The 10,980-nt window shown below is 33.9% G+C and carries 11 protein-coding genes; 4 read left to right on the top strand and 7 right to left on the bottom strand.

The genetic code is table 11. The features are described from left to right. Positions 1 to 119: 119 nt before the first annotated feature. From NST66_RS28455 to NST66_RS28470, 4 genes are all read left to right on the top strand, one after another. Positions 120 to 1,343, top strand: a complete 1,224-nt coding sequence (locus tag NST66_RS28455) for a glycosyltransferase family 4 protein (protein WP_098627434.1) — start codon at positions 120 to 122, stop codon at positions 1,341 to 1,343. Between the two features lie 114 nt (positions 1,344 to 1,457). Continuing rightward, on the top strand, positions 1,458 to 2,375 hold the full coding sequence (locus tag NST66_RS28460) for an NAD-dependent epimerase/dehydratase family protein (protein ID WP_310876644.1): 918 nt from the start codon (positions 1,458 to 1,460) through the stop codon (positions 2,373 to 2,375). 145 nt (positions 2,376 to 2,520) lie between these two features. Next, on the top strand, positions 2,521 to 3,144 hold the full coding sequence (locus NST66_RS28465; protein WP_310876643.1) for a DUF1796 family putative cysteine peptidase: 624 nt from the start codon (positions 2,521 to 2,523) through the stop codon (positions 3,142 to 3,144). 310 nt (positions 3,145 to 3,454) lie between these two features. Further along, positions 3,455 to 3,643: an SPOR domain-containing protein gene (locus tag NST66_RS28470; RefSeq protein WP_098627431.1), complete on the top strand. Its 189-nt coding sequence runs from the start codon at positions 3,455 to 3,457 to the stop codon at positions 3,641 to 3,643. A 206-nt stretch (positions 3,644 to 3,849) separates the two neighbouring features. On the opposite strand, the gene NST66_RS28475 is transcribed toward NST66_RS28470, so the two are convergent. The 7 genes from NST66_RS28475 to NST66_RS28505 form a co-directional block, all read right to left on the bottom strand. Next, the gene (locus tag NST66_RS28475; RefSeq protein WP_310876642.1) at positions 3,850 to 4,674 is read right to left on the bottom strand and encodes a dTDP-4-dehydrorhamnose reductase family protein; all 825 of its coding nucleotides are present in this window, start codon (positions 4,672 to 4,674) and stop codon (positions 3,850 to 3,852) included. Then, positions 4,675 to 5,661 carry a polysaccharide biosynthesis protein gene (locus NST66_RS28480; RefSeq protein ID WP_098627429.1) on the bottom strand — a complete coding sequence of 329 codons (987 nt, stop codon included), beginning with the start codon at positions 5,659 to 5,661 and terminating at the stop codon, positions 4,675 to 4,677. Continuing rightward, a complete protein-coding gene (gene wecB, locus NST66_RS28485) occupies positions 5,654 to 6,745 on the bottom strand; it encodes a non-hydrolyzing UDP-N-acetylglucosamine 2-epimerase (RefSeq protein ID WP_098627428.1) in 1,092 nt (363 codons plus the stop codon). Before wecB ends, NST66_RS28480 begins: the two co-directional genes overlap by 8 nt. Before the next feature lie 394 nt (positions 6,746 to 7,139). After that, a complete protein-coding gene (locus NST66_RS28490; protein WP_340843868.1) occupies positions 7,140 to 7,835 on the bottom strand; it encodes a DUF1796 family putative cysteine peptidase in 696 nt (231 codons plus the stop codon). 140 nt (positions 7,836 to 7,975) lie between these two features. Next, positions 7,976 to 8,656, bottom strand: coding sequence for a DUF1796 family putative cysteine peptidase (locus NST66_RS28495; protein ID WP_310876641.1), 681 nt, complete (start codon positions 8,654 to 8,656; stop codon positions 7,976 to 7,978). A 199-nt stretch (positions 8,657 to 8,855) separates the two neighbouring features. Further along, entirely contained in the window at positions 8,856 to 10,106 is a 1,251-nt protein-coding gene (locus NST66_RS28500; protein ID WP_098627425.1) for a S8 family peptidase, read from the bottom strand. Positions 10,107 to 10,517: 411 nt separating this feature from the next. After that, positions 10,518 to 10,706 (bottom strand): hypothetical protein, encoded by a 189-nt coding sequence (locus NST66_RS28505; protein ID WP_098627424.1) that lies wholly within the window; start codon positions 10,704 to 10,706, stop codon positions 10,518 to 10,520. Between the last annotated feature and the right edge of the window lie 274 nt (positions 10,707 to 10,980).

A 10,980-nucleotide genomic window follows, 5' to 3' on the forward strand; every position in this document is an offset into this window, starting at 1 on the left:
ACGATCCTAAAACATAGGGTAAAAATACAGGCAGAGGTCTATAGCATTACCAAATTCCATGAATACCTATATAGAGAGACTTTTAGAACGTGAATGCTATGGGAAGAGGAGAGAACATAATGAAAATACTGCTTGCTACATTTTGGGAAGTTCCCCATGTAGGTGGAGTTTGGAATTATATGCAGCAATTAAAGCAAGAACTTGAAGGGTTAGGTCATGAAGTAGATTTACTTGGACATGGACTTGGAAATAAATCAGTTCATATTGTTAATAAAAATATAGAGGTAATTAAAGATGAACTATCATTAGTAGAAGAATTGGAACAACATGAGAAAAATACTCCTATTCTATATAAAGATCCAGTAGTGAAATTTTATGAAAAAGAACGTATTGGTTATACAAGAGGTGTTTCTCGGTTAAATATCAACCAATATGATTTAATTCACACACAAGACGTTGTAGCAACTGCGTGTATTCGTTCCTTAAAGAGTGTAAAAACGCCGGTGGTAGCAACTATACATGGTTGTGTTGCTCACGAGTTAAATCGCTACATCAAAGACATTCTGAAGGCTCCTACAGCTGATATAGCTACTAAATATTTTAATGAACTTGAACATACAGGTGCTATGGCTGCTGATTGTACTATAGTTGCAAATCGTTGGTTAAAGGAAATTTTAATTCAGGAATTTAGGGTTAATGAGCATCAACTTAAAGTGTTTCATTACGGATATGATATAGATTCTTTTTTAAAGCGAATGCAAACACCATCTAAGGTTCATCCACCAGTTGGTCAACAAGTAATTATTTATACAGGGAGATTAGCTGAAATTAAAGGTATTCATCATCTATTAGAGGCTCTCAGTGAACTCAAAAAAATTAAGAAAGGCTGGGTCTGCTGGATCGTTGGAGATGGAGATCAAAAAGCTGAGTTGAAGGCTCAGAGTAGAGCGCTCGGTTTAGGTAAGAGGGTTTTATTTTTAGGTAATAGAAACGATGTGCCTTCTTTACTCTCTCTTGCTAACATTTTTGTTTTGCCAAGTCTTATAGAGAATCAACCTTTATCAGTTATTGAAGCTCAGATTGCTAAAAAACCAGTAATAGTAAGTGACGCAGGGGGATTACCTGAAATGGTTCAGCATGGATCTACAGGCTTAATTTTCCCGGCAGGTGATGCCACATCGTTATGTGAAAATCTTTATAATTTGCTAACAGATTCAGCATATAGAAGCACTTTAGGAGCCAATGCACAAGAATGGGCTTTAAAACATTGGGATCAGAAAGATGCAGTTCAAAAAGTTCTAGATGTTTATAAAGAGGTGCTTTCACATAAGAGTGAGATGTAAATATATCGAAAAGGAAGCTAAATGTATTTTTTGGAAACTATTGGGTAGGTAGCTTATACAGGAGCCCTATAGGTGACATATACTATTAAAACTTTAAAGAGGAGAGAATAGTATATGAAGGCTGTAGTAACTGGTGGGGCGGGATTTATTGGTTCCCATCTTGTAGAAGAGCTCATTAGACAAGGCTTTAATGTCCACATAATTGATAACTTAATTTCTGGAAAGTATGATAATATACACCCTCTTGCTACTTTTCATATAGAAGATATATGTAGTGATAAAGCTAAACAAATCATTCTAGATGAAAAGCCTGACGTAGTCTTTCACTTAGCTGCTCAGGCAGATGTTTCACGATCTATCCAATCGCCTCAATATGACGCAGATGTGAACATAAAAGGAACTATAAATTTGCTGGAAGCCTGTAGAGATGCTTCGGTAGGTAAGTTTATATTTGCCTCTACTTCAGCTGTGTATGGAAATCTACAAAAGGAATTAATTACTGAACAAGATGCAACTGTGCCAGCTTCTTATTACGGTCTTTCGAAACTAGCTGCTGAATCGTATATACGTCTATTTCATTATTTGTATAATTTGCCGTATACAATTCTTCGATACGGAAATGTATATGGGCCACGGCAAACGCCAAAAGGAGAAGGCGGAGTAGTAGCAGTGTTTTTAGAAAGGTTGAGCAAAGGGCTTTCCTTTAATATTCATGGTGATGGGGAACAGACACGTGATTTTATATATGTAAAAGATATTGTTCAAGCTAATATTGCAGCAATTAAAAAGGGGAACCAAGAGGTTGTTCACGCCAGCACTACAAAGAAAACTTCAGTGAACGATTTATTAAAAAATCTTGAGTATATTCATGGTTCTAATATTGATGCTGTTTATACGGAAGGAAGACCTGGGGATATCAAACATAGTTGTCTTGACAGTGAGAAAGCACAGAAGCTATTAGAATGGTCTTCAAGAGTATCTGTTTTAGATGGGTTAAAGGAAACATATACTTTCTCTATAAAAAAAGCTTAGTATTTAAGCTTTTCTACACTTCTTAAATAGTTGTATAGTTGTCTATTTTATTAACTATATGCTCATTAGCCCTAACATTTTAGGATAGGCCTGCATTTAATATTGTATAGTCTTGTACAATAAGATCCTTTAAGGAGCAACCCATATGAAACTAGAAGATCTAAAAGGGGCATATAGCGCCATTTTTAGTTTAGGCGATTTATGTTTGACATCTCTTCAACTGAGAGACAATAACTTAAGAAACTTTGCGGGAATTTTGGATTGGGTATCTTCACCGGATCTGAAAAAGGTAAACATGCTTTTGAAAAATCAGTTTGCTGACTTTTTAAACCCGGATAATTTAAGGATAATCCAGTATGTATCTGAGTGGGATTTATTAGTGTGGGATGAAATTTATAATATAGGGTTTAACCACGATTTTAAGACTGATAAAAATACACTTTCTCACTTAGGAGGATACGGGGAGGTTAAAGAGAAGTACGATAGAAGAATTCAACGGTTTTTAGAGAATTTATCTACCGGTCAGCGTATTCTGTTTATTAGAACGGAAGCTAATCGTGAAGAAGCTGCAGAGCTTGAGAGCATTTTATCTACTATGATTGAAAGTGACTTTAGCATTCTGATTATTAATCATACAGATGTGAATGATTTAGTTGAAAAAGAGTGGTCGCTAAATAAAGTTTGTGCTATTGAATTACCCAATCAAGATAAATGGAACGCAAATAATCATTATTGGAAAAGGATACTTGATGGTGTTTCCCTTTTATAAGTACGTTAGGTCTCCCTTTAATGTATTTATGAAAGGTTATGTTTTTTAAATGATATCCTTAGGAGATTTGAATGGGAAGAAAACCTCCATCACACTTACTTGGTGTATGTACTCACTTGCCTCTTGAAGCTTGTTTAATATTTTCTATACATATCGCTTCTATACAATACTAATGGACAAGTTGTATTAATTGAAATGGATACAGTGCAAAAAACTTTTCCTTGCGAAGGTTAAGGTGCTTTTCGAGGTGCCTATATAAAAGTCAATGTTAAAAAAATTAATTTGTTAACCGGATAAGGGGGGAAAGGATATGGATAATAAACAAATAGAGTTGAAACAAGGATACGATATAACTGGAAAGCAACGTTATCGAATTATAACAGGAGCATTTATTGATAAGATTATAGCAGAACAAGTTGCAAAGGAAATAAAAGAACGCTACGGTCTTACTGTATACGTGATACCTGAGCACATTGAAAAAGCTGAGTCTAATCTCTAATGTAACTTTATTTTCATTTTACTATAAATTAGAATAAGAATAGACAGCTAAGCTATTTTTATAGAAATAGTCTAGCTGTCTATTCTTATTCTTGTAGAAGTATACAATGAATTTTATTATCTGTTTATCATAATACAATAAAGGAGAAATCATTTTTAGTGCTTCTCATTTTATCATGTTTTTCTTTTACTTATAGTTAGTGCTATTTATTTTGACATCCACTCTTTCAGCTCCATTAACATCTGTTGGTAACTAGGAGTTGGATAACAAAGATCTGTCCGAGTACTAATAATAGTACGATCCAATATTACATCTTGATTAGGAATAATTTTGACATCATCTTTTTTAAAGACATCTTTAATTAATTCTAGTAATGCAAACTTTGATATTTTTTTCGGTGAGTGCAAATGATAGAGTCCGGAAGTATTGTTTTCTAAGAAGAAGTCAATCGATTTAGCTAATTCTAATGTTGTTACTCCATTCCATAATGCTTTTTTATAACCTTTAATGGTACCCTTTTGTTTCATAAACCACAGAAATAAGCCAATGCCATTCTCCTTTAACTCAGGTCCTATTATAGAGGTGCGGATTGTTAAATGTTTTTCGTCAATAATTTCACCAAGCTGTTTAGATTGAGCATATACAGAGGTACCATCTGGAACATCATGTTCTGTATAATCTCCTCTTGCCCCTGAAAAAACACAATCTGTACTGATATGAATTAATTTTCCTTGATGACGTTCAACAAATTTAGCCAACTGATGTGGGAGTAGGCTGTTTACCTGAAAAGCACGCATCGGATTATGACTAGCGTGTTCATTTAAAATTCCGATACAATTAATGAGGACATGGGGCTTAATAGATTCTATAGTCTCTTCAACATGCTTAAAGTCAGTTACGTCCAAGTAAATAGCATCTTTATCTTTCGGGTCTCTTGATGTACAGAAAACATCATGATTTGTATGCTGTATAAAATATTTAGTAATTACATGCCCTGCCATTCCTTTTCCACCAAGAATTAGTACTTTCATTTAAATAAACCCGCCTTTCAGCAACATCTCTCTAATTTCCTCTTTACTAATCACTTGTTTACTTGAATCATATTTTTCTAAGTTTACTTGAGCATAGTTTGAATAATATTCTTTTAAGCCTTTAATATAAATTGGAGGTAGAATCACATAATACTCATCATCATAAGTAACAGTTGTTGCGCTTTCATATTCGGATAACAGAAGCTCGTGAATTTTTTCTCCAGGTCTTATACCTAATATTTCAATTTCAATCTTGTCTTTTCCAGAAGCTTCTATTAGTACATTTGCTAAGTCAATAATTCGACAAGTAGGCATTTTCATGACGAATATTTCCCCACCTAGACTTTCAAATGTGGCTTTAAAAACCAGCTTTATCGCATCCTCTAATGTTAAAAAGAAACGAGTCATACCAGGGTCAGTAATACCGATTTTCCCTTTTTCTTGAATTTGTTTCTTGAATACATGAATAACGCTTCCGTTAGTTCCTAGAACGTTTCCTCCACGTATACAAACAAATTTAGTTTTAGTATTTAATGTGTTAGCGTGAATGATTAATCTTTCCCCCATTGCTTTTGATAAACCGTAAAAATTAGCTGGATTTGACGCTTTATCAGTGGAAATATAAACTACTCTATCTACATCACAGCTTATTGCTGCGTCTATTACATTTTGAGTACCATGTACGTTGGTTTTTAAGGCTTCAATTGGTTGATCTTCACATACCGGAACATGTTTTAAAGCAGCTAAGTGAAAAATATAATTGACGCCTTGGCATGCTTCAATTAGCGCTTCTCTTTCTTTAATGTCTCCAATAATAAAATTCAATTTAGGATGGTTATCAAATTCTTGTTTCATGGTAAATTGATTTGATTCATTCCTCGAAAAAATACGTATTTCTTTAGGGTTATGTGTTAGTAGTTGCTTAACAAGTTCATATCCCCAAGAACCTGTGCCACCTGTTACTAAAATTGTCTTATTATTAAACACCTTTCATTCCTCCTAGTACAACTTTAATTACCTTGTCTGAAACATTTACATCACCATATCCTTCAGGGTAAGACCAATTTTTTAATTGGTTCACCATTACATGAACACAAGTCAAGATTTGGTTAGCATCTATTCCTGACAGCATGTTACTTCCACATTGAATGGTTTCTGGTCTTTCAGTTGTTTTACGAATAGTTACCGTAGGAACATAAAACAAACAGCATTCTTCTTGAACTGTTCCGCTGTCTGTTAAGACACAAAAAGCATTTTTTTCTAAATTTACGAAATCGAAAAAACCAAAAGGCTCATGAAATTCTACTAACGGATGGACTTCTAGCAGTGAAATATTTTCTATTCGAGATTTAGTACGAGGATGAATACTACATATTATTCTCTTTTGGTAAAACTCAGCTACCATATTGATGCCTTTCATGATTTCCAACAGTCGATCTTCATGATCTACATTTTCCGCACGATGGGCTGTAACCAGAAAGTAGTCATTTTCTTTTAAGGACAGTTTCTCAAGAATGCTGCTTTTTTTTATAGCAGGTTCATAATGTTTTAAAACTTCGTTAATTGGATTTCCAGAAGTAATAATACGATTTGAGGGGATACCTTCTTTAATTAAATTTTCTTTACTTTGAGGAGTATAGGGTAGATTGAAGCTTGAGATTGCATCGATAATCCGGCGGTTTTTTTCTTCTGGCACTTCTAAATCAAAACAACGGTTTCCAGCCTCCATATGAATGACTGATATACCCATTCTTTCTGCTAGAATTGCGCTTAAACCACTATTAGTATCGCCTAATATTAAAACTTTGTCCGGCTTTTCTTTTAAAAATAGCTGTTCGAGCTCTTTATACATCTTCGATAACTGTTCACCTAATGAGAGCTGCTGATTAGCCAATATATAGTCTGGTTTGCGTATGTTTAACTCTTGAAAAAATACCTCACTTAATGAAGGAGTGAAATTTTGTCCTGTATGCACTAAAACGTGCTGTGAAGCATACTCATCTAACTTTTTAATAATGAGGCTTAAACGTATAATTTCGGGCCTTGTACCCAAAATAGTCATAACTTTCATTTTTTACACACCCTATTCACCTTATTTATAAGCATAATTACCCTCTCCTAATGCGCATTCGGCCCCTTATTTATTAAAATATGCTTTTCCTTTTTTCTTGCTATAGGCTAATCTATTAATCTTCCCAATAAAAAGTGATAAGTCTAAAATAATAAGCTCTTCTCTGTAAATCAATAAGAATAAAGGCTGCTTGCTTGTGGTTTGATGTCTAAATCTTTATTTATAAGTTCTCTCCCAGGGGATAAAATTTTATATTTTAAGCTGTCAAATGTGAATAGTTAAAGAGTAAATACAGGGTTTTAAAAATAAGAAAAGACCTTGTTTCCTTTTTAAAAAGAAACAAGGTCTTTTCTTATTTTTATTACGTAATATTGTATGAAAATAGTTGGGGGAATTACGCCCAAAAATTAGTTAGACTTAATCCGTTTAGCACATAGTCCCAAACAGCTTCATCATTTGGGTTGTCTAGAGGTACTTGAACTGAACAAATTCCATCAATTGTCCAGTTCATATCTATTACGCCTTTTAATCCGTCTAAAGGTTGAAGTAGTAGTATATTAAATGGACCGTTTACTAATTCCGATAATGTGGTTTTTAATTCTATCGCTTCTTCTGGAGTAGCTGCTCCCCATCTAATAAATAAAACAGAAGGGCTATTCTCAATTTTTTCGAAAAATCTCGTTATACGTTGATTTAGCTTCTCTTTATAAGAGGGATACATTACGGTCCAGTCTACATTTGGAATAATAGGAAAATCATGAACAGAAATAATATTATAATGCATATCGTGAATAAAATGAGCATTAACTGGTTCTGTTCCACCTTCTTCAGGGAAAATTGCGACACCGTCATCAAGAAAATGAGCATATCCATCAGTTCGCTGCAGGTTTTCAAGGTCCATAAATCCACCAAATCTATTTTTTAACAACCTACTGACATCAGCAATTGAATTAGATATCATCCAGTCTAGAGGGAATGAAAACCTTCTCCAATTGTGTCTTCTTAAATTAAGGGAGGGGCCACACCAACTACCTAGCCCTAGCATTAAGTCATAAGATCCTTTAATATCCTGTAAATTCAATATAATCATCCCTTTTTATTTAGCAATTCTATTATAGTAAATGCTAAACCTTGTACATTTGATTGGACAAAGTAACTATATATTTATAAGAAAGTCTTAGTTAAAAAGACACTGGGACTGAAGGGGAGAGATTTCTATGTGGCGCCCCTCTAGTGACGTAGTGATATCCCATCTAGAAGATAGTCCCAAGTCGAAATATTGTTTGGGTCGTGTGGTACGTTAACTATACATACATTATCGATTTCCCATTCAACTTCGGTAGGGTTCTGTATACCGTCTATGGGATTAAGGATAAGTATTCTAAGCTGCGCTGCTGTGAGAGAGGATAAGGTTTTTTGCAATTCAATTGCTTCCTCAGATTTAGCTCCCCATCTTATAAATAAAATTGATTTACTGTTCATCATTTTTTTCATAAACCTGTTAATTCTGTAATTAAGATTTTTTTTGAATTTCGGATACATATCAGTCCAATCTTTATTAGGAACTATAGCAAAATCATGAGCTGAGAAGATATTGTAGTGAGTATCCTGTATAATGTAAGATTTAGTTGATTTATATAGATTTTGATTAGGAAATCTAAGCATTTTATCATTAAAATATACATAATCTCCGCTGTCATCTACTAAACTCATGTTCTCAATCTGCATAAATCCATTAAATCTATTTTGAAGTAGTCTATTTACGTCTGAAAGATATGGAGAATAGCTCCAGTCAAGTGGACTTGAGGTAAAACTTCGCAAATTTAATCGATTCAGTTGTAGTGCAGGGTTACAAGCACTACCTAAACTGATTATGACATCGTATTGTCCCTTAATATCTTGTAGGTTCAATTTAATCCTCCTAGTATTTAAATTTTGATATACATGTATTTGGTCAATAGATTTATTTAGAAGACACACACGTACATGGTGATCGGTTAATTTTCTCTTGTAATATAGAAGGCACTGATAATCGGGTTTTCAGTGCTTTTTATAACCTTTATAGATTTGTGTTGAATAAAATTGTTGACAGCCGTAATAGATCAATTCTTTAAAGGCGAACTGCTCGATTTGCATTAATTCTTCCATAAATCCAGTATGATCCTGTTCCTGGCACCACGTCGCAGGTGGATTGAATAGCAGTTCTAATTTGAAGATTGGTTTTTCCTTGAGCTGCTAGTAAGGCTGCAAGTCCGGCAACATGTGGAGCTGCCATAGAAGTACCGCTTAGATATGCGTAATAGCTGTTTATATAAGTAGACAAAATTGTTGAACCTGGGGCAGCTACATCTACCCAAGTTCCGAAGTTGGAAAAATCAGATTTTTGATCGTTGTTATCTGTGGAGGCCACAGCGATTACATTTTGATAAGCAGCTGGGTATGTTGGAGTACTAGAAGCTTCATTTCCTGCTGCAGCTATAACTACTAATCCTTGGTTCCAAGCGTAATTAACTGCATTCTCTAAAGTAATTGAACTTTGGGTTGAACCTAGGCTTAAGTTAATAACTTTTGCTCCTGCATTCGTTGAATAGGTAATTGCATTTGCGATATTGCTTAAAAGACCATTTCCACTGTTGTCAAGAGCCCGAACGGGTATTAGTGACGCCGATGGAGCCATTCCAGCAATTCCTAAACCATTTTCTGTAAGGGCTGCTGCTATGCCTGCTACGTGAGTTCCGTGTCCATTACCGTCGTTGGGTACTAGATTGCCATCTACAAAATTGTAGCCAGGCCAAAGCTTAATAGATAGTTCAGGGTGATTTAGTTGAATTCCTGTGTCCACAATAGCAATTTTTATATTTCCGTTACTAGTAGTAACATCCCAGGCATCAGGGGCTTGTACTTTTTGAGGACTGTATTGATAAGGGAAAAAGGGGTCGTTGGGGGTATAGGAGGTTTTATACGTATAGTCTGGTTCCACGTATTCCACTTCATTTAATTCACTGTAGAGTTTAATCAACTTATCAATTTTTTTATTGGAACGTAAGACCTGGAAGTCAAGATCTTTGTTGTGATGTACAAGTATACATTTATTTTTACGGTGAATATCCTTCTGCTTTTTAAAACAGATTCCGTCTTTAAATTTCACAATAATTTGGGTTGAATCTTGAAAGTTATTAGCTGCGTCTGCATTATTAATAGCTTCATTATTAATTCTAAATAGTTGCGATGAATTTTTTAGGCGCTGGATTTTTATCTTTTCTACCCGTTTTTGTTTTGAAATTTTGACGAGATATTCTACTGCATAGAATAGAAGTATAATAATAGAAACAGATAAAGGAATTGCTAATAAATTAAACATTTGTTCCCTCCTGAAAATAACACTTTTTATAGAATATTCACGACTTATTAAAAGGGTTTGGACAAAGTCTTTATTTAAACAAAGAATCAAGACATTCTTCAGCAAATCTTTGATTATTGAGTTGATTGGAAAGATTTTAAGGGAATTGATTATATACATAAAAATAGAACTTCCTTATAATTGGAAGCTCTATTTTTATTATGGGATTTGGAAAATAGTTGGTGAATATAAGGTGTATAGAAAATCTATATATTAGGGGGTTAATTTCGTGTTAGAACCTTTACGTCTACAACCTTCGTTTTATTCTAAACGAATAGTTATATCTCCTGAAGTTGTATCTAGTATATATTTAGACAATAGGGAAGCATAATCTCAAGCTTCCCTACTAAATGCTTGTCCTAATTTAGATAATTAAGCTGTTTGCAGACCTTGGATTTCTGCAGCGTCTAAAACAATTACTCCTGCTGAAGTAGCGAAATAAGCTAAAGATCTTGCCTCATCAAAGCTTGAAAAAATAACGTTATTAATTTGAGTACCACTTAAAAGTACGCTTGCAATCGGTGTACCAGGATCAAGAATTCTCAAAACCTCTGGAATCATATGCAGTGTCCCCCTTGCTATATCAAATTAAATACAGATTATATGAATCTATATTTAATTTATTATATGTAAGTTTTAAGCAAAGGCTTGTACTATTTAATCAATTTCGTTTAATCGTTTTTTATAATTGAAAATAAGGACTTTAAGAGAAAATTATTATACGAAATCTCTTTTAAGCCCTTACATAAAATAGAGTTTTTGTAAAAGCTAAAACTTCATACCACCATCTATTATAATTATCCTTGAAGAAATTATCTCAGTATTTTTTAATCCT

This window comes from Priestia sp. FSL W8-0524 (genome assembly GCF_038005965.1).
GTDB classification, from domain to species: Bacteria; Bacillota; Bacilli; order Bacillales; family Bacillaceae_H; genus Priestia; species Priestia zanthoxyli.